Here is a 22,835-nt window from a genome sequence, read left to right as displayed (position 1 = left end):
TGTCACACTCACTCGCCAGAGCGGTTGCGAACCATCGGGGATCCGGGAGGCCGGGTGCTGGCGGCGAAGAACCTCGAGGTCGTCTACGACGACGTGATGCTGGTGCTGCGGGGCGTCGGCCTCGAGGTCCCGCAGGGACGGATCGTCGCCCTGCTGGGGGCGAACGGCGCCGGCAAGTCGACCCTGCTGCGCGCGCTGTCCGGCCTGCTCGACGTCCATGACGGCGAGGTCCGGCGCGGCTCGATCACTCTCGACGGTGAGCCGATCCATTCCTACGGCGCCAGCCGGATCGCTGCCCTGGGCATCAAACAGGTGATGGAGGGGCGGCGGATCCTGTCCGACCTGACCGTCGAGGACAACCTGCGGATCGGGGGACACGTCAGCCCGCGCTCGATCCGGAGCAATCTGGACCGGACCTACCAACTATTCCCGGTGCTGGCCGATCGGCGTCGCTCGCTGGCCGGCTACCTGTCCGGTGGCGAGCAGCAGATGCTGGCGATCGGCCGGGCGCTGATGTCCGATCCGAAGTACCTGCTGCTGGACGAGCCGAGCCTCGGCCTGGCGCCGATGATCGTGCATCAGATCCGGGACGTGATCGTGCAGATCAACCAGGACGGCACCACCGTGCTCCTGGTCGAGCAGAACGCGGCGATGGCGCTGTCGATCGCCGAGCACGGCTACGTGCTGGAGAACGGCGCGATGGTGATGGACAAGCCCGCGGCCGATCTGCTCGCCGACGGCGACGTCCGCGAGTTCTATCTGGGCCTCGGCGCGGAAGGCTCGGCGAAGTCCTTCCGCGACGTGAAGCACTACCGCCGCCGGAAGCGGTGGTTGTCATGACCGCGACGGAGGCCAGGCCGGGAGAAACCACGCGCGCGGCACCGGTGCTCAACTTCGAGGACGTCGTGCTCGGGTTCGACGGGGTGACCGCTCTCAACGGTGTGACCTTCCAGGTGGATCCGGGCGAACTGTTCGCGGTGATCGGACCCAACGGCGCCGGCAAGACCTCGATCTTCAACGTCCTGTCCGGCGTCTACCGGCCGCAGCGTGGCACCGTCCGGTTCGGTGACGAGGACCTGATCGGGCGCCGGCCGCACACGATCGCGCGGCTCGGCATCGCCCGGACCTTCCAGAACATCGAACTGTTCTCGAACCTGACCGTGCTGGACAACCTGATGCTCGGCCGGCACCTCCATCACCCGTACGGCGTCCTCGCGGCCCTCGGGTGGATCGGCAAGGCCCGTCGCAACGAACTGGCCAACCGGGAGGCGGTCGAGGAGATCGTCGACTTCCTCGAGCTGGCGCAGTGGCGGCGACTCCCGGTCGGCCTGCTGCCGTACGGCGTACAGAAGCGGGTCGAGCTCGGCCGGGCGCTGGCCTCGCAACCGAAGCTGTTGCTGCTGGACGAGCCGGTCGCCGGGATGAACCTGGAGGAGACCGAGGACATGGCCCGGTTCATCCTCGACATCCGCGACGAACTCGGGCTGCCGATGGTGATGGTCGAGCACGACATGGGCCTGGTGATGGATCTGGCCGACCGGATCATGGTGATCGACTTCGGCCGGCCGATCCGCACCGGTACGCCGAAGGAGGTGGCCACCGACCCCGATGTGGTCCGGGCCTACCTGGGTGAGGAACACCGGGTGGTGGAGCGGTCATGACCACGGTCGCGGCTCCGGTCACGATGGCGACGATCGCCACCCGGGTACGGGATCGTGCCGTCGCGTCGCCGGACCTGATCGCCTTGCGGGAAAAGGATCTGGGCATCTGGCAGCAGGTCAGCTGGCAGGGGTACTGGGACACCGCGGAGCTGGTCGGTCACGGCTTGCTTGCCCTCGGCATCGAACCGGGCGACCGGGTCGCGATCCATTCAGAGAACCGGCGCGAGTGGCTCTACACCGACGTCGGTACGGTCGCCGTCCGCGCCGCCACGGTCGGTCTCTATCCGACGAACCCGGTCGCCGAGGTGGGCCACCTGCTCCGCCACTCGGGCGCGAAGGTCTTGATCGCCGAGGACCAGGAACAGGTCGACAAAGCCGTGGCCGTCGACGACCTGCCCGACCTGACGCACATCGTGTACGTCGAACCCCGCGGGATCCGGAACCGGTACGACGACCCGCGGCTGCTCGCCTGGCCCGACTTCCTGGCCCTCGGCGAGAAGCATCGACAGGCGCACCCGCAGGCAGTGACCCAGCGCATGGACGAGTCGCGAGCGGATGACGTGGTCACGCTGATCTACACCTCCGGCACCACCGGCCCGCCGAAGGGCGTGATGCTCACAGCGGCGAACGTCGACTTCGCCATCCAGGAACTGATCGAGCGCGGCGGCTTCACCGCACCACCACCGTCGCCCCGCGACAGCGTGTTGTCCTACTTGCCGTTGTGCCATGTCGCCGAACGGATCTTCAGCGGTTGGTTCGGCGCCGGCGCCGGTGTCTGCGTGCACTTCGCCGAGTCCATCGAGACCGTCGCTACCAACCTGCACGAGGTCCAGCCGACCGTCCTGTTCGGCGTACCCCGGATCTGGGAGAAGATCGCGGCCGGGGTGCAGATCCGGGTCGAGTCCGCCGATCCGGTGAAACGCGCGATCGGTGGCTTCTGGTTACGCCGCGCCGACTGGATCGGCGACGTACTGGCGGCCAACGGAGGTCGTCATACTGCTGCGTCCCGAGCGGTCTACGCCGTCGGATGGCTGTTCTGCTACCGGGCACTGAAGGACCGGCTCGGCCTGCGCAAGGTCCGGTACGCCGCCTCCGGTGCCGCGCCGATCGCACCCGAGGTACTGCGGTTCTTCATGGGCCTCGGCCTGCCGATGCACGAGGTGTACGGCATGACCGAGAACACCGCGGTGGCGACCGCGAACCGGCCAGGCCGGGTCAAGGTCGGGACGGTCGGCGAGCCGCACGATGGCGTCGAGGTGCGGATCGACGAGAGCACCGGCGAGATCCTGACTCGGCACCCGGGCACGTTCGCCGGCTACTGGCACGACCCGGACGCGACCGCCGGCGTGATCGAGCCGGACGGCTGGCTGCACACCGGCGACGTGGGGGAGTGGGTCGACGGCACGCACCTGCGCATCACCGACCGGATGAAGGACATCATCATCACCGCGGGCGGCAAGAACGTCGCGCCGTCGGAGATCGAGAACGCACTGAAGGCCTCGCCGTACATCAAGGAGGCGCTCGTGGTCGGCGATCGCCGCAGGTTCCTCGCCGCGCTGATCGGCATCGAACCGGACACGGTCGGCCACTGGGCCCAACTGCACCGGTTGCCCTATTCGACGTACGGCGATCTGTCCGCGAAGCCTGAGGTGATCGCGTTGGTGCAGACCGTCGTGGACGAGGTGAACGTCCGGTTCGCCACCGTCGAGCAGGTCCGGTCGTTCCGGCTGCTGCCGAAGTTGCTGGATCACGAGGACGGCGAGCTGACCGCGACCCAGAAACTCAAGCGCAGCGCCGTCACGAACTCGTTCGCCGACCTGGTCGAGTCCATGTACGCGGGTGATGCCCGGTGAACGAATTCGTCGCCACAGTGGTCCGTGGACTCGGCAACGGGTCGATCTATGCCCTGCTGGCACTGGGATTCGTCATCGTCTACAAGTCGATGCGAGTGATCAGCTTCGCCCAGCCGGCCTTCATGATGGCCGGCGCCCTACTGGTCAGCTACTTCGTGCTGTCGATGAACTTCTTCCTCGCCGTCGTGGTCGCGCTGCTGCTGACCGCGCTGCTCGGGGCCGGCGTGGAGCGGCTGGCGCTGCGGCCGATGATCGGCAAACCGGTGTTCGTGATCGCGATCATCACCCTGGGCGTCGACATCGTGGTCCGCACGGTGGTGAACGCGTTCATCGGTCTGGACATCCGTCAGATGGGCGACCCGTGGGGTCTGCAGCAGGTCGACGTACTGGGGGTGAAGGTCGATCAGCGGCACCTGGCGACGTTGGTGACGACGCTGATCGTGGTCGCCGCGCTGTTCGCCTTCTACCGCTGGTCGCGGACCGGGCTGGCGATGCGGGCCGCGTCGTCGGACCAGGAGGTCGCGCTCGCGCAGGGCGTCTCGGTCGGGCGGGTGTTCTCGCTGTCATGGGCGCTCGCGGCGGCCCTCGCCGGACTGGCCGGTGTGTTCCTGTCGACCGGCATCGGACTCGAGCAGAACCTTTGGCTGACCGCCCTCAAGGCTCTGCCGGTGATCATTCTCGGTGGTCTCGACTCGCTCGGTGGAGCGGTGGTCGCCGGACTCTCGATCGGCGTGGTCGAGGCGCTCGTCGGCAGCTACGGCGGCGACCTGCACCCGATCTTCGGCGGCGACTTCTTCCTGGTTGTGCCGTACCTGCTGATGCTGCTCGTCCTGCTGGTCAGACCGTACGGCCTGTTCGGGACCAAGGAAGTGGAGCGGATATGACCGCGCGCACCGGACGGCCTCTGCTCTACCTGTCCTACGGGCAGGACATGGCGTTGCTCAACACCTCGGCGAAGCGCGGCTGGACCTTGGTGCTGGCGATCGGCGCGGTGGCCCTGCCGTTCCTGCTCACCGACGACCTGCTCGTCGTACTGGCCACTGCGTGTGTCGCCTCGATCGGTGCCATCGGCCTGAACATCGTCACCGGGTACGGCGGGCAGGTATCGCTCGGGCACGCGTTCTTCCTGGGGATCGGCGCCTACACCGCGGCGGCGATCTCGGGTGATCCGGACAGCACCCGGCTGATCGGCTTCGGGATCACCTCGGTGCCGATCTGGTTGCTCGGCGCCGGTCTGGTCGCCGGTCTGGCCGGGCTGATCGTCTCGCCGTTGGCGGCCCGGTTGCGCGGGTTGTACCTGGCGGTGGTGACGCTCGGCCTGGTGTTCATCGGGGAACACATCTTCAAGCACTGGAAGCACCTCACCGGGGGAGTCGGGGTCGGCCGTCCGGCCGCCGTACCGGAGTTGTTCGGGATCCAGTTCGCGGTCGACGGGGAGGTGTTCACGAAGGCACAGAAGCTCTATCTGCTGATGCTCGTGCTGCTGGTGATCTTCGGCGTACTGGCCCGCAATCTCGTCCGGTCCAGGGTCGGCCGGGCGCTGGCCGCGGTCCGGGACCGGGATCTGGCTGCCGAGGTGATCGGCGTCGACGTGACCCGGTACAAGCTGATCGCGTTCGCGGTGTCGTCGTTCTACGCCGGCGTCGCGGGCGCGCTGCTGTACGTGATGATCGGGTTCGTCGAGCCCGGGTCCTTCAACCTCGCGTTGTCGGTGCAGTACATCGCGATGATCCTGATCGGCGGCGTCGCCACCATCTCCGGATCGGTGCTCGGCGCGTTGTTCATCACGCTGCTACCGCGGGTCACCCGCGAGCTTCCGGCCGTGCTGCCGTTCATCAGCAGCAGCTCCGGCTCCGGGGGCATCACGGTCTTCCAGGTCGAGACGATTCTGTACGGCCTGTTGATCATCGGCTTCCTGATCTTCGAACCGCGTGGGCTGTTCGGGATCTGGAACCGGCTGCGCACCTACTGGAAGTCGTGGCCGTTCTCGCACTGACCCCGCGTGCCCTGGGGCCACCGATCGGCCGGAGAAGGAGTATCGATGAGCGTTCGGAAGGGAATCGCCATCGCGCTGGTAACGGCGATGGCCGCGCTGGTGGGGTGCCGCAACGACGCCCCGGAGACCCAGGAGGGTGGTTCGGGCGTCAAGTTCGACGTCGGGGTCACCAGCGAGCCGTGCCCGGGCGCGGTCGACGCGGCCAAGGGCTGCATCTACCTCGGGTCGATCTCGGACCTGACCGAGGGGCCGTTCAAGGCGCTCGGCGTACCGATCACCGAGGCCCAGAAGGCCTTCTGGAAGCGGGTCAACAAGGCCGGTGGGATCGGCGACTTCGAGGTCGACGTGACGAAGTTCGTCAAGGACAACAAGTACAACCCGCAGACCCACAACGAGGTGTACGCCGAGATCAAGCCCGACGTCCTGGGACTGGCCCAGACGCTCGGTTCACCGACCACGGCCGCCATCCTCGGCGACCTGAAGTCCAGCAACGTGGTCAGCGTACCGGCGTCGTGGACGTCGGCCTGGGCGTTCGAGGACGTCATCCTCGAGTCGGGCACGAACTACTGCTTCGAGTCGATGAACTCGGTCGACTTCGGGGCGGAGACGTTGAAGGCCAAGACCGTCGCCGCGGTGCACTTCCCGGGCGACTACGGTGACGACGCCGCCGCCGGGACCAAGCTCGCGGCCGAGGCCAACGGGATGACGTTCACCGACATCCCGACCGCGCCGGGCCAGGAGAACCAGGGGGCGGCGGTGCAGAAGCTGCTCGCGGCCAAGCCCGATCTGGTCATCGTGTCGACCGGCCCGACCGAGGCGGCGACGATCGTCGGCGGAGCGGCCCAGAACGGGTTCAAGGGGCAGTTCATCGGCACCAGCCCCACCTGGAACGCGGCGTTGCTGAAGAGCCCGGCCGCTCCCGCGTTGACCGCGCTCTACCGGCAGTCCGGACCATGGGCGCCGTACGGCACCGACACCCCGGGGCACAAGGCGCTGGCCGGGGCGCTGGACCAGGCGATGTTCAAGGCCGCGCCGAACGACGGCTACACGGCCGGCTGGGTCTGGTCGTACCCGATGAAGGCGGCCCTGCAGAAGGCCGTCGACTCCAAGGACCTCACCCGCGCCGGGTTGCTGGCCGCGGTGAAGTCGCTGGAGACCGTGGACTACGAGGGGATGCTGCCCGCGGAGGCCGGCAAGTTCGGCGGTACGCCGGACGAGCGGGTGTTCCGGAGCAGCATCATCTCCAAGGTGGACCCGTCGGCGCCGACCGGCGTGAAGGTGGAGAAGGACTTCTTCACCGGCAAGACGGCCGAGAAGTACCAGTTCACCAAGCCCTGTTACCAGTAGGTCGTTGAATGTCGACGTACCCGCGGGTCTGACACCCGCGGGTACCTCGGCGCGCGGTTCGCCTTGTCGTTGACTGCCGTTCACCATACGTTCATCGATGACCGGCAGATCTTTTCCGCCCCCGAGGAGGCCGTACCGTGTCCGTTGATCCGAATCCCCTGTCCCGACGCCAGTTCGTCAGCCGTGCCGCCGCGGCCGGCGTGGCGGTCAGCCTGGCCGGCTCGGTCGAGGCGCTGTACACCGCGCAACCCGCGCTCGGCACCTCCGGCCCGAAGATCGGCTACGGCCCGCTGATCGAGGACCCGGACGGCATGCTCGACCTGCCGCGCGGGTTCGACTACAAGATCCTGTCCCGCGAGGGCACCGTCCGGCCGGACGGGCTGGAGATCCCGAGCCGGTTCGACGGCATGGGAGTGTTCCCGGACCGCAACGGCGGGACCCGGCTCGTCCGCAACCACGAGTGCAGTCCGACATCGGTGATCAAGGTGGTCGCCCCGGCCGAGCGGACGTACGACGCCGCCGGCGCCGGCGGCACCAGCACGCTGGCGGTGGACCGGCACAACGGCACCACCAAGGAGTTCGTCAGCCTCGGCGGCACCGCGATCAACTGCTCCGGCGGCCACACGCCGTGGCGCACCTGGCTGACCTGCGAGGAGACCGAGCTCAAGGCCGGCGAGAGCGGCTACACCAAGGACCACGGCTACATCTTCGAGGTCGACCCGTACGACGACCGCCGCAACGTGAACCCGACCCCGCTGAAGGAGATGGGGCGGTTCCAGCACGAGGCGGTGGCCATCGATCCGTCCACCGGGATCGTGTACGAGACCGAGGACGCGTTCGTCGCGCCGCTCGGCGGCTTCTACCGCTTCCTGCCGAACCGTCCACGCGGCGGCTGGGGAACGCTGCGGGCGGGCGGGGAACTGCAGGCCATGCACATCCCGGATCTGCCCGACCTGTCCGTGGTCCAGGAGGCCGGCACGTTGTTCCACGGCGTGCAGTGGGTCAAGGTTCCGGACCCGCTGGCGACGACCGAGTCGGTCCGGGCGCAGGACTACGCGAAGCCGATCACCGGCGGCTACAAGCTCGAGGGCTGCTGGTGGGGCGACCGGGACCGCTGTGTGTACTTCGTCTCGTCGTTCGCCCGGACGGAGCTGGGTCCCAAGGTGGACCACGACGGGCAGGTGTGGCGGTACGACCCGCGGAAGGGGACGCTGCGCCTCGAGGTGATCTTCACCCGGCCGAAGCCCGGCTCGGACGACCCCGAGTTCGATGCCCCCGACAACATCACGATGTCGCCGTACGGCGGTCTGATGATGTGCGAGGACGGGCTCGGTGAGCAGCACATCCTCGGTACCACCGAGGACGGCCAGGTGTTCAAGTTCGCCCGCAACCGGGTCAACCTCGGCACGCCGGAGGAGCCGGCGTACGGCGAACTGTCCGGCGTCGGCTTCTCCGCCGACGGCCGGACGATGTTCTTCAACGTCTACAACCCCGGCATCACCTACGCCGTCACCGGGCCCTGGCGCCGTCGCCGCTGAGCAACGGCGGGGTATCCCTTGTTTTCAAGGGATACCCCGCCGGCTTCAGGCGGTGGTGATGACGATGCCGGACTCCATCTCCAGGACCCGGTGGTAGTCGGCGTCGAGGGTGGCCGGGTCGCTGTGGATCAGGATGACCCAGGCCAGGCAGGTGAACAGATCCACGGTCTCGGGGACGACGGCGTCCTCGTCGTACAGGATCTTCATCCAGTGGAACGACTTCAGCGACTCGATGTCGTCGAAGATCTCGCGGTTGCGGAAGTACCCCTCCCGCGGTGCGATGACGAAGATGCCGCGTAGGTGCTGGACCAGGTCGAAGCCGTCCCGCACCTCGCCGCGCACCCGGTGCGCCACCGTGCGCTTGATGTGGTTGTCACCGGTGGCGAGGTCGCTGACCATCTGGTGACCACCGCCGGCGGGCCGCGCCGCGACCTCGATCAGCCGCGGTCCGGCCGGCGTCATCATCACCTCGACATGACCGCAGCCGACCCGGATGCCGACCGCGTCGAGCACGTCCCTGGTGTACGGCCACAGCGCCTGCACCTCCGCGTCGGCCTCGGCCAGGAAGTCGATCCGCCGGTAGATGCCGATCTTGTCGCCCCGGCCGACCTTCGTGTAGCGGCACACGTCGACCAGTGCGTGCTTCCCGTCCACGCTGTAGGTGTCGACCAGGTACTCCGTTCCTTCGGCGTACTCCTGGATCAGGACGGCGTCGTTGGTCAGCCCCATCTTGTTGGTCCGGCCAAGGACCCGGTCGAACCGCTCCCGCCAGTCACCGTCCTCGAAGACGACGTACACCTCGTCGCCGGCGGCGCTCTTCGACGGCTTGATCACCAGCCGCTTGCCGAGCAGGTCGTTCTCCTTCAGCCACCGCTCCGCCTCGACCGGATCCGCGGTCAGGAACTGGCGCAACCGCGGTACACCCGCGGCCGCGAGCGCCTGCGCCATCTCCCACTTGTCCCGCCGTGCCGGCGCCAGCTCCGGGACGTTGCCGGTGCCGGGAGCCAGGAGCCCGATCAGCCGGTCGCACAGCTCGACCCCGCTCTCCGCACCAGGCACCAGGTACTCCGGCTCGTACTGCCGCAGCTCCTCGACGAGCGCCTGTACGTCGCCGGTGAAGTAGTGCACGTGCTCGAAGTCCTCCGGATGCCAGCTCGTCGTGTAGGCCGGTGGGGGCTCGGAAGCACTGAGTACGGCGACCGGCAGCCGGCCGGCCTCGCGGAACGCGGCCGGATATTCCTGTCCCGTGGACAGCGGGTCCACGATGATCGTGTAGCTACTCATCTTGTCCTCCTACAAGCTCCGGCTCCGCGGCCGGAGTGGCGTCGATGCTGGTGTCCTCGGCGGTCGTGGGCGTCATGCCGAAGTACGCGAGGACGACGCCGATCGCGCCGGCCAGCCCGCACCACACCCAGACCTGGCTGCCGGACGTGTTCCACACCCACACTCCGAGGAACGGGCCAAGGGCGGACCCGAGGCCGAACATGGCGTGCGCGGATCCGACGTACCGGCCGAGTAATGGCTTCGGTGCGGCCATACCTGGATACGCGAACATGGTCGGGCCGCCGATGATCTCGGCCAGTGTCCAGAGCAGGGTGCCGATCACGAAGATCGCCAACCCGCCGGGCAGGGCGTAGAACGCGAGGCCGCCGCCCAGCAGTACGAAACCGGTCATCGCGACCACTCTCGCCGGTCGGTTCTGCACCACCTTCGTCACGAGCAACTCACAGGTGATCACGACGAAGCCGTTGAGCGCGACGATCGCGCTGTACCACCAGGTCGACAGCCCGTCCGCTTTCATGTGCAGCGGCAGCACGGCCAAGTACTGCATGTAGATCGCCGCGTTGATGAACATGCACAGCAGGAACAGCACGTACTTGTAGTCCCGCAGTACGGCGACGTAGCCGCCGGCCGACGGCTGGTCGTCCGGGGTTTGCTCAACGGCGGTTGCGGATCGCTTCGGCAGCGCGACGATCGCCACTGCCGCGTAGGCCAGTGCGGCGACCGCTTCGCCGATGAACAGCAGGTTCCAGGACACCGCGACGAGGGCGGCGCCGATCAGCGGCGCTGCCGTCGTACCGAGGTTCATGGCCAGCCGGTAGACCGCGAAGATCATCACCTGCCGGTTCTTCGGTGTCAGCTCGGTCAGCAGGGCGGCCGAGGCCGGGCGGTAGAACTGGCCGACCGCACCGGCCAGCGCCACCACGACCACCACGGCCGTGTAGCTCGGTACGTAGGCGATCGCGAGGACGAATCCCGCCATCCCGAACATGCTGATCATCACCGCGGCCCGTGGCCCGACCCGGTCCGACAGCGATCCGCCGATGATCAGGCCGATCACCGAGCCACCGCCGTACACGCCGAGCGCGGTGCCGGCCTGGACCGGCGTGAACCCCTTCGACGTGGTCAGGAACAACACCAGGAAGACCTGCAGGAACCAGCCGAGCTTGTTCACGAACACGCCGACCAGCAGCGCCTTCACCGGCACCGGAGCATCCCGGATGGTCTCCCAGATGCCGGTGCTCTCGTCGGTCGACGTCATGGCGTCGGCTCCTTGGGATGGCCTGACCAGCGCAGCGCCTTCTCCGCCGCGTCGAGTCCGGCGCGGCAGTCGTCCACCGTGGTGGCGACGGTCGTGGCGTAGGCGATCCGGCCCCACAGCGTGCCCGCCGGCGGAGGGCTGGTCGTGGCGCCGACCTCCATCAGTGGCACCAGTTGGTCGATCGTGCCCGGCAGACCGTCGGAGTCGAAGCCGACGGAGTCGAGCACCGTGTCGTCCTCGTCCACGTAGAAGAAGCGGACGCCGCCGACCATGGTGCGGTCCGGCAGCAGCAGGGGCTGACGCCCGCACGCGACCGCGGCCGCCGCCAGCCCCGGATCCACACCGGTCGCCTGCAGACCGAGGTACGGGATCAGGTCGCCGCCGATCCGGGCGTTGATCTCGATCAGCTTCGGTCCGTCGGCGGTGATCATGAGCTCGGTGTGCGTCACGCCATCGGTGAACGCGATCGCCTTGTGCGCATCGACGAGCACCTGCAGGAGTTGGTCATCGGCGAGCAACGGATCCGCCGCATCCACCACGTGCCCGATCTCTTCGGCGTACGGCGGGTAGCCGATCTCCTTGCGGGCCAGGCAGAACGGCGTCACCTGGCCCTGGTAGATCGCCGCGTCGATACTGATCTCGTAGCCGTCGGCGAACTCCTCGACCAGCACGTTGACGTCGTAGTGCGGCGCCTCCGGCACGGTCGTGTCGTGAGCGAAGGCCCAGTTCGCCCCGAGTTCCTCCGGCGAGTTCACCTTGACCACGCCGAGACTGGCGGCCAGGGCGCGAGGCTTGAGGATCACCGGGTAGCCGAGGTCGCCGGCGACTGCCAGTGCCTCGTCGACGGTGGCCACCAGGATCGACTTCGGCTGCGGGATGCCGTGCTCGGCGAGCGCCGTACGCGTCAGGTGCTTGTCGCGGCAACGGTTCACCATCGCGACATCACCGCCCGGCAGCCCGAGCGCTTCGGCGATGCGGGCGGTCTGCAGGATGCGTGCCTCGTCCCAGCACAGCACGCCGTCGATCGCCTCCTTGTCGTTGAGTTCGTTCGCCGCGGCGACCAGAGCGTCGGCGTCGAGCGTGCTGTCCAGCACGGTCCAGTTCTCGATGTACTCCGTCTCCCAGGTGGGCTCGGCGTGCAGGAACATGTGGATCCGGTACTGCGGTGCGATCGACCGCAGGATGTACTCCCGGAACAGCCGCATGCCGGTGGCCACCACCAGCAGGTGAGGTCGTTCGTTCATCTCAGGCCTCCCTGACCAGGTCGCCTGTCGCGGTGACCAGGGCAGTACGCCGCATCGAACGAGCCGGCCGGATCGTCGACCTCGAGCCGGAAACACACCCCGTCGACGTCGGGGACCAGCGGTTCCGGGACTGTCGCGGTCACCACTGCACCGCGCACAACTCGTCGGAGATCGGGTAGATCTCCCGCTCGAACATGGAGTTCAGCACGATCGCGGCCCGGACCGGCAGTTGCGTCAGCCCGGCGTTCGTCAGCCCGTGGCTGTACCGGCTCGCGTTGAACGTGTAGATCCGGTGCCCGTTCATGCCTTTCCAGCGCACCGAGTAGTCCGGCTCGACCAGCAGTTCACCGTCGTCGTCGACCTCGATCCGCTCCCGCAGATCGTCGTCGAACGGTGCCGTCACGTGCTCGCGCCCGGCCGCGACCACCACCTGCCGTACGACGTGCTCCTCCGGCGTTGAGGTCGTCGTACAGCACAGGCGGATGTTGCCGTCGGCCAGCAGTTCGGACGTCCTGACGTCGCGGCCGGGCAGCAGGGTGACCGGGAACCGGCCGAGCGTCAGCATGCCGTCGTAGTTGGCCTGGTACAGCGCTCGCAGGCCGCCGGGGGTGATGGCGTCCCCGCTGTAGCGGGAGTCGTCGATCATCTCACGGCGCTTGCCGCGGTTCAGGCCCTGCAGGTACTCGATGTGGGACGGCCGGTACAGCTCGTTGGCCATCGGCGAGTCATCGATGCTGCGGAACCACTGGTTCCGGCCGAGCCAGTGGATGTCGGTGAAGCCGGAGCCAAGCAGCCGCAGGACACACTCCAGTCCCGTCTGGCCGCCGCCGACAACCGCTGTCGGAGCGGCCGTGTCCAGCCCAGCCATCCGTACGCCGAGGTCGTCGGCGATGAAGGCACGCTCGGCGGGCAGTTCGGTGATGTACGCCGGCCGGACCGGGCGCGTGCCCAGACCGAGGACCAGGTGTTCGGAGACGCCGGCCGGGACACCGTCGACGCTGACCTCGAAGCCGTCGTCGGTGATCGAGATCGAGTCCACCCGGGAGGTGAAGTGCACGACGCCGAGGCGCTCGGTCGCCCAGGCCAGATAGCGCTCGTACTCGATCCGGGGGAGCGAGTCGAACTGGGAGTTGATCAGCGCATAGAGCCGCCCGGAGGTGACCAGGTAGTTCAGGAACGTCAGCTCGTGCCGCGGGTCGACCAGCGACACCAGGTCCTTCATCCAGCCGGTCTGCATCCGGACCCCGGGGTAGAGCAGGGGCGTGTGCCAGCCGGTGCCCGGGCGGGCGTCGAACAGGGCGAGCGGTTCGGTGGTGACGTTCTGGTACAGCGCCGCCAGCGAGAGGTTGGAGGGACCGGCCCCGATACCGATGGTGTGGTAGCGGGGCGTTCCTCGCTGCGGGCCTGGTTCCGTGATGGTCATGCGCTTGTTCTCCGTCCGCGAAGTGGTGGTGCGCGATGTGCCGATCAGGTCGCTCGCGGCCGTCCGGCTTGCGGCCAGCGCGGTTTTCACGCTGCCCCCGGACCCACCGGTGAAGGTGTAGAGCCGATGTGAGCTGCCGAGGACCGACCAGAGGGTCAGTACCGGCGGATCGGCGTAACAATCGGCGTTGCTGACCATCAGGTCGGGCGCCGACAGCTTGAGGTGTGGCAGCCGTTCGGCGGCGATCCGGACGGCCTGCTCGGCCAGGTCCGGGATCGGCCGGCTGCTGCCGGGAGTGACGGACCAGTGGTGGGTGTCGACACCGAGCAGCAGCCGGCCGTCGGCGGTGGGCCGCCCGTACAGGTCACTGGTCTCGTCGACGAACATGGTCGGCAGGGCGCCGGTGACGCGGTAGGTGGCGACCTGGATTGCCTTCGTGCGATACGGCTGGGCCGGGAGCGCGCTGCCGGTGAGCAGTCCGGGTGTCCACGGTCCGGCCGCGACGACGACAGCGTCGTACCGGTGGCTGGACGCGGGGAGGCGACAGCTCACCGATCCGTCCGGGTGCGGCACGAGCCGGAGTACCGGACCGTTGAGCACTCGGCTGCGCGGGCCGTTCGCGAGCCGGCGGATCACGGCCGAGCGGAGTTGGTCCGGCCGGATGAAGCCGGCCCGCTTCTCGAGTACGCCGACCGTGTCGTCGGGCAGGCCGTGCCAGCCCCGGCGGCGAAGGTCGGCGCCGTCGACGATCTCGGTCGAGCCCGGGTGGGCGTGTTCGACCTCGGCTACCGCCGCCTCGAGCCCGGCGTACGACGGCAACAGGTAGGTGCAGCCGGTCTCGATGTAGCCGGCCTGCTCCTGCAGACCCTCGAACAACTCGGTCAGGCTCTCGATGGCCAGCCGACGCTGGACCGGATGGGTCTCGAACCCACGTACGCCGCCGCCCGACGCCGCGGTCGCATCCGTCCCAGCCTCACCGGTCACCAGGTCGACCTCGACGCTCTCGCTGAGGCGCCAGGCCAGCAGGGCACCGGCGATGCCGGCTCCGATGACGCAGACTCGCATCGCCCTACTCCTGCTCAGACCCGGTCAGCGCGGCGCGCAGTGACCCGGTCTCCTGGATGCCGCCGGCGAGCAGCGTGAGCAGACTGCGGACCGCCAGCGGTGGATCGAATCCGTCCGGCCGCAAGGCGCTTTCGCCGCGGGCGAGTTCGATCGAGGAAAGGTCTGGATCGAGTGGCTCGGAAACGCTCTCGCCGCCGGCGAGCAATGGGTTCGACCCGCTCGGCGAAGGCGCGGAAGGAATTGAAGCTGAAATCACTACGGAAGCGGTCTGGCCGGTCCCAGGCCAGAAACAAGCGAACGATTGACGGGTCTTCGGTCCGCAGCAATTCCGTCGCGCCGGTCCCGTGTTTCCGGCTGGTCGAGAATTTCTCTCCGGCGAACGTGTAGAACTCGTTCACCACCAGGCCGGAAAGGGGCAGCCGGGCGACGCCGGCCGCGGCCCGGACGGCCGGCCAGTACAACGCGTACCAGAACGCGTTGTCCAGGCCGAGGAAGTGCCACAGCGATCCGACCTGGGTCAGCGCCGTCAGGTACTCCGGTACATCCGCGGCCTCCGGATCGATGCCGCGGGCAACGGCGTACAGGTCGGAGAGCGCGATCTCGGTGTACGGGCCGATCCGCAGGCCGGTGAGCGGACCGTCGCCTTCAAGTCCCCAGTTGGTGGGGTAGGCGAGTGCGAGCTCCGGGAGTCTGGCCTGCAGGGTCCGGTCGATCAGGTCGCGGACGGCGGGTGGCAGATCGGCGCGCAACCACATCGCGATCAGGGCTTCGCGGTGGTCCTCCATCCGCAGTACCGGCACCGTCGCGGCGAAGGGACGCGGCTCGCCACCACAGTGGCCGCAGACCGGATCGACCATGGTGTCGACCTGAGTGAGGCTGCCGCACTGTTCACACGCGCCGCCTGCTGCGGGTGCCTTGCACTCGCCGCACAGGCCACGCAGGTAGGACTCGTGCAGGGTCCGGCCGCAATCCGCGCAGGCGTGCAGGGTGATCTCGCGCAACGGCGTCGCAGCGGAGGTGGCCTTGATGTCGTCGCGGAACTCCGCCGTCATCACGCCGACCTCGACGCCTTCGCCCTCGGCGCGGGTCAGCACGTAGTTCAGGTGCACGTCGAGGCCGGTGGTGACCACGACGCGCTCGCCGCGGGCGCGCGCGGCCCGGGCGGCTAGGTCGGCCCCGAGGTACGGACCGGCCAGATGGCCGACGTGCAACGGGCCGTTGACGGTCGGCTGTGGGGAAGTGAAGACCGTGACCGGATCAGCCATGGCCGGGCTCGGCGGTGATCGGCATCCAATAGGCGCTGAAGACGGTCAGTTCGGTGTCGGCCGACCGGTTCTGTACGACGTGCGCCTCGGTACTGCTGAGCAGGAAGGCGTTGCCTTGGGGGACCACGTGTTCGCGGCCGCCGACGACGACGTACGCCGTTCCCGCGACGACGACGGACAGTTCGAGTTCGGGGTGCTGGTCGACCGGGCTTTCCGAACCCGGCGGAACGGAGTACCACATCGCCTGGAAGGGCAGGTCCCGCTCGAGTCCGTACTGCTCCCAACGGACCACCCGCAGGTCCTTCACGTACTGGTCGTCACCGGTGCTCAGATCGAATGTGCGCATGCTTCGCCACCCTCCGTAGCCGGCGCCAGGCGCGGCTGAAGAAGTTGAATGACAGCGGAATGTTGGTACGGAACAAGACGCTGCGATCAGCCCTGGAACGAGCACGCGCGACGCCACCAACGTCGGCTACGTGAAAAGCTCGGCGACCCCCCAGTCTCCGTGGCCGAAAATATAAGGAAGGTCGCGCTGCGAGTAAAGAGGAATACGCAGAGAAATTTCGCCGGGAATCAGACGGCGCCGGGGAAGGCGACCGGCGTACCGCCCCAGCTGAGCTGGGCGCCGGCGTTCGCGAGCAGCCCGTTGACGGCGAAAGTCCGCACCGCCGGCTTCTCCGCCGACTCGACCAGATCGCCGTACACCGCCGCCAGCCGCCGCTCGATCAGCAGGATCAGCGCGGCCGCGGTCGCCGCGTTGGTCACGGCCTGCGGCAGGTCGTACGCCGGCTCGGCCGCGGCCGGGGTCTCGCCCGCGGCGACGACGAGCTGGCTGAGGCGGTCGCGGTTCAGCCGGTGCTGCTCGTAGGAATCGGTCGCAGACCGGAACCGGGCGCCGCTGAGCTTGCCGCCGGCAACGCCGATGCCGTACAGCGCGGCGTGCTCGCCGGCCAGCGCCGCCTGCAGGGCCTCCACCTCGGTCACGATGCGTCCGCTTTCTTCTTCGCCGGGGTCAGCTTCGTCCCGAGCTGCAACTCGGACGCCGCGATCATGGCCAGCAACCGGGCGGGAGCACCCGACAGCTTGACCGCCGCAGCAGCGTGGGCGGCCGCCGCGGCCTTCTCCTGCTTGGCCAGGGCGGCGAGTGCGGCAGACGACGTACTCGCGGCTGCCGGGGCCTTCGGAGTGGTGGCCTGCACGCCGGCTGTCTCCTTCAGCTTGGCCAGGTGGCTCGCGTGGTACTTCGCCCCGGCGGCCAGCTGCGTGCGCAGGGCCGGGAACTTCCGGCTGGTACTGGTGTAGCCGAGGGACAATAGAGTCACCTGGGCCGCGGCCGCACTGAGTGACGCGACCACGGCCGGATCGACGGTCGGCGTCTCCTCGACCGCCTGACCGGTCTTCGGGTCGACGGCGCCCGGCGTACCGGAGCCCGCCTCGTCGTCCTTGCAGCCGCCCAGCGCGACGGCACCGGGCAGCACCACGGCAGTCGCGATGACGGCGCGGCGGGACAGGCGAGGTTCGGTCGGCACGCCGGAACGATACCCGGTGACGCGCCGGTGACCGGCCTGGGACGAGCCGGTGACGTGGACAATGCCGCGGGCCGGATATGGTGGGCTACTGCCCTCGGTCGGATCGCCGGGTGGCGGAACGGGTGCACAACTGGAGAGAGAGGCAGGTCAACCTGTGAGCCGAAGGACTGACCACACGGACACCACGAGCCTCGAGAACTTCCTGCGGCCGATCGTCGAGCAGTTCGGCTGCGACCTGGAGGCCGCCGACCTCGCGCCGGCCGGCCGCCGCCGGTTGCTGCGCGTGCTGGTCGACCGCGACGGCGGGATCAGCCTCGACGACATCGCCGAGGTGACCCGAGCCATCTCCAAGGCGCTCGATGCCGACGACATCATGGGCGACGGCGCCTACACGCTGGAGGTCTCCAGCCCCGGCGTCGACCGGCCACTCACTCTGCCCCGGCACTGGCGCCGCAACGTCAAGCGCCTGGTCGCGGTCACGCTGACCGCGGGCGGCAAGGTGACCGGCCGGATCAAGTCCGCCTCCGACGAGGCGGCCGAGCTGGACGTGGACGGCAAGGCCCAGACCGTCGCGTACGCCGACGTGGCCAAGGCCAAGGTCCAGATCGAATTCAACCGGGCTGCCGGCAACGACGAAACAGAAACACCTGCCGACGGCACGGTGGAGGAGAACTGACATGGACATCGACATGGCCGTGCTGCGGTCGCTGGAGCGGGAGAAGGACATCTCCCTGGACGTGGTCGTCGAGGCGATCGAGCAGGCGCTGCTGGTGGCCTACCACCGCACCGAGGGCGCCCAGCAGCACGCCCGCGCCGAGCTGGACCGCAAGACCGGGCACGTCACCGTGTACGCCCGCGAGCTCGCCGAGGACGGCACGCTGGCCCGCGAGTACGACGACACCCCGGCCGACTTCGGCCGGATCGCGGCCACCACGGCCAAGCAGATCATCCTGCAGCGGCTGCGCGACGCCGAGGACGAGGTCCGGTACGGCGAGTTCTCCGGCAAGGAGGGCGACATCGTCTCCGGGGTCATCCAGCAGGGCCGCGACCCGCGCTCGGTGATGGTCGACCTCGGCAAGATCGAGGCGGTGCTGCCGGCCCCGGAGCAGGTGCCGGGGGAGAAGTACGAGCACGGCAACCGGCTGCGGGTGTACGTCGTCGGGGTCCGCAAGGGCTTCAAGGGACCGCAGATCACGGTCAGCCGAACTCACCCGAACCTGGTCAAGAAGCTGTTCGCGCTCGAGGTCCCGGAGATCGCCGACGGCACCGTCGAGATCACCGCGATCGCCCGCGAGGCCGGTCATCGGACCAAGATCGCCGTACGGACGCTGAACCCGTCGGTGAACGGCAAGGGCGCCTGCATCGGGCCGATGGGGCAGCGGGTGCGCAACATCATGCACGAGTTGCACGGCGAGAAGATCGACATCATCGACCACAGCGACGACCCGGCCACCTTCGTCGGGAATGCGCTGTCCCCGGCGCAGGTTACGTCCGTCGAGGTGGTCGACGCCGCGGCACGCGCGGCACGGGTCGTCGTACCCGACTACCAGCTCTCGCTCGCGATCGGCAAGGAAGGGCAGAACGCCCGCCTGGCCGCCCGGCTCACGGGCTGGCGGATCGACATCAGGCCGGATACCGATGTGACTCGTGAGAGCGAGAAGGTAGACTGATCTCTCGGTCGGTCGACTGAGTCGCAACCACACCCTGAGGTTCACGTGACAGTGACTACAGACGCGCGCCCTGGCAAGCCCCGGGAGCGCACCTGTATCGGGTGCCGGAAGCGGTCCGGTCCGGCTGATCTGTTGCGGATGACGGTTTCTGGAGGGCTTGTCCTTCCGGATCCCGATCGTCGGGCACCTGGCCGTGGGGCGCATCTGCACCCGGTGGCCGAGTGTCTCGACCTCGCCGTCCGGCGCAAGGCGTTCCCACGGGCCTTCCGGGTCCCGGGGCCGCTCGACGTGACCGGGCTGCAGGAGTACGTCGCGCAGCGTGATAAGCAAGAGGTAAGTGCAGTGCAAACGGCGGCCACCCGGCCGCCCGCAGCGGTCCAGACCGCTGTGACGACATGAAGGCGGGTCATCGACTCATGACCACTCGATGAGTGTCTACCGATGAGTGCAATGCGATGAGCACGTACGTCAACTAACGGTCCGCGCCCAGGCTCGGACCAGAGGGAGAGTAGTGGCAAAGGTCCGGGTCTACGAGCTCGCGAAGGAGCTCGGAGTTACCAGCAAGGTCGTTCTGACCAGACTGAACGACATGGGCGAGTTCGTCCGGTCGGCATCCTCGACGATCGAGGCACCTGTCGTCCGGCGGTTGGCGGAGGAGTTCGAGAAGAACCCGCCGAAGAAGCGCGCGGCCAAGAAGGCCGCCGCCAGTACATCTGCCGCGCCGCAGGCGACAGCTCCGGTCGCGCCTGCCGAGCCGGCCAAGAAGGCTGCCCCGGCAGCTCCGGCCGAGCGCCCGGCGCCGGCCCCGAAGTCGACCCCTGCTCCGGTGGCCGAGTCCACCGTGAGCGAGAAGGCCGAGGCCGCTCCGGCTCCGGTCAAGGCGGCGCCCGCACCGGGCATCAAGCCGGGTCCGCGTCCAGGTCCGAAGCCGGCTCCCCGGCAGGAGGCTCCGGCAGCTCCGGTCGAGTCCGCTCCGGCGGCCAAGGTCGAGGCCCCGGCTGAGACCACGCCCGCGCCCTCGTTCGAGGCTCCGGCTGCCAAGGCGGCCACCTCCGAGGCGCCGGCCGCGCCTGCCCCGAGCCGTACGCCGGCTCCGAGCCGGCCGACCCCTGGTCCGGCGCAGCAGCGTCCGGCCGCCGACAGCCCGGCTCGTCCGGCCTCGCCGCGTCCCGGCGGTCCGCGTCCGGGTGGTCAGGGTGGCCCCCGTCCGGGTGCTCCGCGTCCCGGCGCTCCGCGTCAGGGCGGTCAAGGTGGCGGTCCCCGTCCGGGCGCACCGCGTCCGGGGAACAACCCGTTCAGCTCCACCCAGGGCATGCAGCGCGGTGGCGCTCGCCCGGGTCCGGGTGGTGGACAGGGCGGCGGCTCCGGCCAGGGTGCGAGCCCGGCCGGGATGGCGCCGCGTCCGCCGCAGGCCCGCAGTGGTGGCGGCAACGACCGGCCGCGTCCGAGCGGCGTACCGGGTGCTCCGCGCCCCAACCCGGCGATGATGCCGAAGTCCTCGGCGGGCACCTTCACCGGTCGCCCGTCCGGCCCTGGCGGCGGCAGCGGTGGCGGTGGCGGCGGCGGTGGCCGTGGTCGCCCCGGTGGCGGCGGTCCGGGTGGTGGACCCGGCGCTCGTACCGGTGGTGGCGGTGGCGGCGGTGGCTTCCGTCCGGGTGGCGGCGGCCCCAGCGGCCCGCCCGGTGGCGGCGGTGGCCGTCCGGGTCCGGGCAACCGTGGCCGTGGCGGGACACAGGGTGCCTTCGGGCGTCCGGGTGGTCCGGCGCGCCGTGGCCGCAAGTCGAAGCGGGCGAAGCGCCAGGAGTTCGACAACATGCAGGCGCCGGCAGTCGGCGGCGTTCGCGTCAAGCACGGTGACGGCGAGGTCGTGCGCCTTGCCCGCGGTGCGTCGCTGACGGACTTCGCCGAGAAGGTCGGCGTCGATCCGGCGTCGCTGGTGCAGGTGCTGTTCCACCTCGGCGAGATGGTGACCGCGACCCAGTCGGTCAACGAGGAGACGCTGCAACTGCTCGGCACCGAGCTGAACTACGACGTCCAGATCGTGTCCCCGGAGGACGAGGACCGCGAGCTGCTGCAGTCGTTCGACATCGACTTCGGCTCCGACGAAGGCGACGAGGGCGACCTGGTCAAGCGGCCGCCGGTGGTGACCGTGATGGGTCACGTCGACCACGGTAAGACCAAGCTGCTGGACGCGATCCGGATGGCCAACGTGGTCGCCAAGGAAGCCGGTGGCATCACCCAGCACATCGGTGCGTACCAGGTGACGACCGAGGTCGACGGCGAGCAGCGGGCCATCACCTTCGTCGACACCCCGGGTCACGAGGCGTTCACCGCCATGCGTGCCCGTGGTGCGCAGGCCACCGACATCGTCATCCTGGTGGTCGCGGCCGACGACGGCGTGATGCCGCAGACGATCGAGGCACTGAACCACGCCCGGGCGGCGAACGTCCCGATCGTGGTCGCGGTGAACAAGATCGACGTTCCGAGTGCGGACCCGGCCAAGGTGCGCGGTCAGCTGACCGAGTACGGCCTGGTGCCCGAGGAGTACGGCGGCGACACGATGTTCGTCGACGTGTCGGCCAAGTCCCGGATCAACATCGAGGGTCTGCTCGAAGGCGTCGTACTGACCGCGGACGCGGCCCTCGACCTGCGGGCCAACCCGAACATGCCGGCCCAGGGCATCGCGATCGAGGCGAACCTGGACAAGGGCCGTGGTCCGGTGGCGACCGTGCTGGTTCAGCGCGGCACGCTGCGGGTCGGCGACTCGATGGTGGCGGGACCGGCGTACGGCCGGGTCCGGGCCATGCTCGACGAGCACGGCGACCCCGTCGAGGAGGCGACCCCGTCGCGTCCGGTCCTGGTGCTCGGTCTGACCGCTGTACCAGGTGCGGGTGACAAGTTCCTGGTGGTGGACGACGACCGGATGGCCCGGCAGATCGCTGAGAAGCGGGAAGCCCGGGCTCGTGCGGCCGCCAACGCCAAGCGTCGTGCGCGCCGGACCCTCGAGGACTTCATGGCCTCGATGGAGAAGGGCGAGGCGCAGGAACTGCTGCTGATCCTCAAGGGCGACGTGTCCGGTTCGGTCGAGGCGCTGGAAGACGCCCTGGTCCGGATCGAGGTCGGCGACGAGGTCAACCTGCGCGTCATCGACCGCGGTGTCGGTGCGATCAACGAGAACGACGTCAACCTGGCCATCGCGTCGAACGCCGTCATCATCGGCTTCAACGTGCGGCCGGCGGGCAAGGCCGGTGACCTGGCCGAGCGCGAGGGCGTCGATGTCCGGTACTACTCGGTCATCTACGCGGCGATCGACGACATCGAGGCGGCCCTGAAGGGCATGCTGAAGCCGATCTACGAGGAGGCCGTCCTCGGCCAGGCGGAGATCCGCGAGATCTTCCGCTCCTCGAAGGTGGGCAACATCGCCGGTTGCTGGGTGACCAGTGGCCTGATCCGCCGCAACGCCAAGGTCCGGTTGATCCGGGACGGCGCGGTGGTGGTCGACAACACCGAGCTGTCGTCGCTGAAGAGGTTCAAGGACGACGCGTCCGAGGTCCGCGAGGGCTTCGAGTGTGGTCTGACCATCAACGGCTACAACGACATCAAGATCGGTGACGTCGTCGAGGCCTTCGAGCTTCGCGAGAAGCCGCGCAACTGATCCGCGACGGTGGCCCGGCACTGTGCCGGGCCACCGGAGTAACGTCC

At 68.9% G+C, this 22,835-nt stretch carries 19 protein-coding genes; 11 read left to right on the top strand and 8 right to left on the bottom strand.

Features of this window, described 5'->3' with window-relative positions; genetic code table 11:
• Positions 1-54: 54 nt before the first annotated feature.
• From E0H75_RS17350 to E0H75_RS17320, 7 genes are all read left to right on the top strand, one after another.
• Positions 55-840, top strand: a complete 786-nt coding sequence (locus tag E0H75_RS17350; RefSeq protein WP_131514565.1) for an ABC transporter ATP-binding protein — start codon at positions 55-57, stop codon at positions 838-840.
• A complete protein-coding gene (locus tag E0H75_RS17345; RefSeq protein WP_131514564.1) occupies positions 837-1,661 on the top strand; it encodes an ABC transporter ATP-binding protein in 825 nt (274 codons plus the stop codon). Before E0H75_RS17350 ends, E0H75_RS17345 begins: the two co-directional genes overlap by 4 nt.
• Entirely contained in the window at positions 1,658-3,514 is a 1,857-nt protein-coding gene (locus tag E0H75_RS17340; protein WP_238163079.1) for an AMP-dependent synthetase/ligase, read from the top strand. The genes E0H75_RS17345 and E0H75_RS17340 overlap by 4 nt, the downstream gene beginning before the upstream one ends.
• On the top strand, positions 3,511-4,398 hold the full coding sequence (locus E0H75_RS17335; RefSeq protein WP_131514563.1) for a branched-chain amino acid ABC transporter permease: 888 nt from the start codon (positions 3,511-3,513) through the stop codon (positions 4,396-4,398). Before E0H75_RS17340 ends, E0H75_RS17335 begins: the two co-directional genes overlap by 4 nt.
• Complete coding sequence (locus tag E0H75_RS17330) at positions 4,395-5,510, top strand: branched-chain amino acid ABC transporter permease (protein ID WP_131514562.1); 1,116 nt, start codon at positions 4,395-4,397, stop codon at positions 5,508-5,510. The genes E0H75_RS17335 and E0H75_RS17330 overlap by 4 nt, the downstream gene beginning before the upstream one ends.
• Before the next feature lie 45 nt (positions 5,511-5,555).
• Positions 5,556-6,857, top strand: a complete 1,302-nt coding sequence (locus tag E0H75_RS17325; protein ID WP_131514561.1) for an ABC transporter substrate-binding protein — start codon at positions 5,556-5,558, stop codon at positions 6,855-6,857.
• Between the two features lie 137 nt (positions 6,858-6,994).
• Complete coding sequence (locus E0H75_RS17320) at positions 6,995-8,395, top strand: alkaline phosphatase PhoX (protein ID WP_131514560.1); 1,401 nt, start codon at positions 6,995-6,997, stop codon at positions 8,393-8,395.
• A 45-nt stretch (positions 8,396-8,440) separates the two neighbouring features.
• Here the strand turns inward: E0H75_RS17320 and E0H75_RS17315 are convergent, their stop codons facing one another.
• From E0H75_RS17315 to E0H75_RS17275, 8 genes are all read right to left on the bottom strand, one after another.
• On the bottom strand, positions 8,441-9,679 hold the full coding sequence (locus E0H75_RS17315; protein ID WP_131514559.1) for an ATP-grasp domain-containing protein: 1,239 nt from the start codon (positions 9,677-9,679) through the stop codon (positions 8,441-8,443).
• Complete coding sequence (locus tag E0H75_RS17310; protein ID WP_131514558.1) at positions 9,672-10,937, bottom strand: MFS transporter; 1,266 nt, start codon at positions 10,935-10,937, stop codon at positions 9,672-9,674. The genes E0H75_RS17315 and E0H75_RS17310 overlap by 8 nt, the downstream gene beginning before the upstream one ends.
• Positions 10,934-12,181, bottom strand: a complete 1,248-nt coding sequence (locus tag E0H75_RS17305; RefSeq protein ID WP_131514557.1) for an ATP-grasp domain-containing protein — start codon at positions 12,179-12,181, stop codon at positions 10,934-10,936. Before E0H75_RS17305 ends, E0H75_RS17310 begins: the two co-directional genes overlap by 4 nt.
• A 139-nt stretch (positions 12,182-12,320) precedes the next feature.
• The gene (locus E0H75_RS43595) at positions 12,321-14,669 is read right to left on the bottom strand and encodes an FAD-dependent oxidoreductase (RefSeq protein WP_202873020.1); all 2,349 of its coding nucleotides are present in this window, start codon (positions 14,667-14,669) and stop codon (positions 12,321-12,323) included.
• A 14-nt stretch (positions 14,670-14,683) separates the two neighbouring features.
• Complete coding sequence (locus E0H75_RS17290; RefSeq protein WP_202873019.1) at positions 14,684-15,934, bottom strand: class I tRNA ligase family protein; 1,251 nt, start codon at positions 15,932-15,934, stop codon at positions 14,684-14,686.
• Positions 15,927-16,280, bottom strand: a complete 354-nt coding sequence (locus E0H75_RS17285; protein WP_131514556.1) for a cupin domain-containing protein — start codon at positions 16,278-16,280, stop codon at positions 15,927-15,929. The genes E0H75_RS17290 and E0H75_RS17285 overlap by 8 nt, the downstream gene beginning before the upstream one ends.
• A gap of 227 nt (positions 16,281-16,507) precedes the next feature.
• Complete coding sequence (locus tag E0H75_RS17280) at positions 16,508-16,918, bottom strand: ferritin-like domain-containing protein (RefSeq protein WP_131514555.1); 411 nt, start codon at positions 16,916-16,918, stop codon at positions 16,508-16,510.
• On the bottom strand, positions 16,915-17,463 hold the full coding sequence (locus tag E0H75_RS17275) for a cell division protein FtsK (protein WP_131514554.1): 549 nt from the start codon (positions 17,461-17,463) through the stop codon (positions 16,915-16,917). Before E0H75_RS17275 ends, E0H75_RS17280 begins: the two co-directional genes overlap by 4 nt.
• A gap of 154 nt (positions 17,464-17,617) precedes the next feature.
• Between E0H75_RS17275 and rimP the strand changes: the two genes are divergently transcribed.
• The 4 genes from rimP to infB all read left to right on the top strand — a co-directional run bounded on the left by rimP (position 17,618) and on the right by infB (position 22,788).
• Positions 17,618-18,139 carry a ribosome maturation factor RimP gene (rimP, locus tag E0H75_RS17270; protein WP_202873018.1) on the top strand — a complete coding sequence of 174 codons (522 nt, stop codon included), beginning with the start codon at positions 17,618-17,620 and terminating at the stop codon, positions 18,137-18,139.
• 1 nt (position 18,140) lies between these two features.
• A complete protein-coding gene (gene nusA / locus E0H75_RS17265; protein ID WP_131514553.1) occupies positions 18,141-19,133 on the top strand; it encodes a transcription termination factor NusA in 993 nt (330 codons plus the stop codon).
• A 45-nt stretch (positions 19,134-19,178) separates the two neighbouring features.
• On the top strand, positions 19,179-19,532 hold the full coding sequence (locus E0H75_RS17260; protein ID WP_131514552.1) for a YlxR family protein: 354 nt from the start codon (positions 19,179-19,181) through the stop codon (positions 19,530-19,532).
• Positions 19,533-19,644: 112 nt separating this feature from the next.
• The gene (gene infB, locus E0H75_RS17255) at positions 19,645-22,788 is read left to right on the top strand and encodes a translation initiation factor IF-2 (RefSeq protein WP_131514551.1); all 3,144 of its coding nucleotides are present in this window, start codon (positions 19,645-19,647) and stop codon (positions 22,786-22,788) included.
• Positions 22,789-22,835: the final 47 nt, after the last annotated feature.

Source organism: Kribbella capetownensis, assembly GCF_004331485.1.
In the GTDB taxonomy this organism is placed as follows: domain Bacteria; phylum Actinomycetota; class Actinomycetes; order Propionibacteriales; family Kribbellaceae; genus Kribbella; species Kribbella capetownensis.
This window is presented reverse-complemented; position numbering and strand designations above follow the sequence as displayed.

Coding starts and splice junctions, on each gene's coding strand:
- E0H75_RS17340 (WP_238163079.1), top strand. CDS start 1,658: ATGACCACGGTCGCGGCTCCGGTCACGATGGCGACGATCGCCACCCGG.
- E0H75_RS17285 (WP_131514556.1), bottom strand. CDS start 16,280: ATGCGCACATTCGATCTGAGCACCGGTGACGACCAGTACGTGAAGGAC.
- nusA (WP_131514553.1), top strand. CDS start 18,141: ATGGACATCGACATGGCCGTGCTGCGGTCGCTGGAGCGGGAGAAGGAC.
- E0H75_RS17330 (WP_131514562.1), top strand. CDS start 4,395: ATGACCGCGCGCACCGGACGGCCTCTGCTCTACCTGTCCTACGGGCAG.
- E0H75_RS17290 (WP_202873019.1), bottom strand. CDS start 15,934: ATGGCTGATCCGGTCACGGTCTTCACTTCCCCACAGCCGACCGTCAAC.
- E0H75_RS17315 (WP_131514559.1), bottom strand. CDS start 9,679: ATGAGTAGCTACACGATCATCGTGGACCCGCTGTCCACGGGACAGGAA.
- E0H75_RS17325 (WP_131514561.1), top strand. CDS start 5,556: ATGAGCGTTCGGAAGGGAATCGCCATCGCGCTGGTAACGGCGATGGCC.
- E0H75_RS17345 (WP_131514564.1), top strand. CDS start 837: ATGACCGCGACGGAGGCCAGGCCGGGAGAAACCACGCGCGCGGCACCG.
- E0H75_RS43595 (WP_202873020.1), bottom strand. CDS start 14,669: ATGCGAGTCTGCGTCATCGGAGCCGGCATCGCCGGTGCCCTGCTGGCC.
- E0H75_RS17305 (WP_131514557.1), bottom strand. CDS start 12,181: ATGAACGAACGACCTCACCTGCTGGTGGTGGCCACCGGCATGCGGCTG.
- E0H75_RS17310 (WP_131514558.1), bottom strand. CDS start 10,937: ATGACGTCGACCGACGAGAGCACCGGCATCTGGGAGACCATCCGGGAT.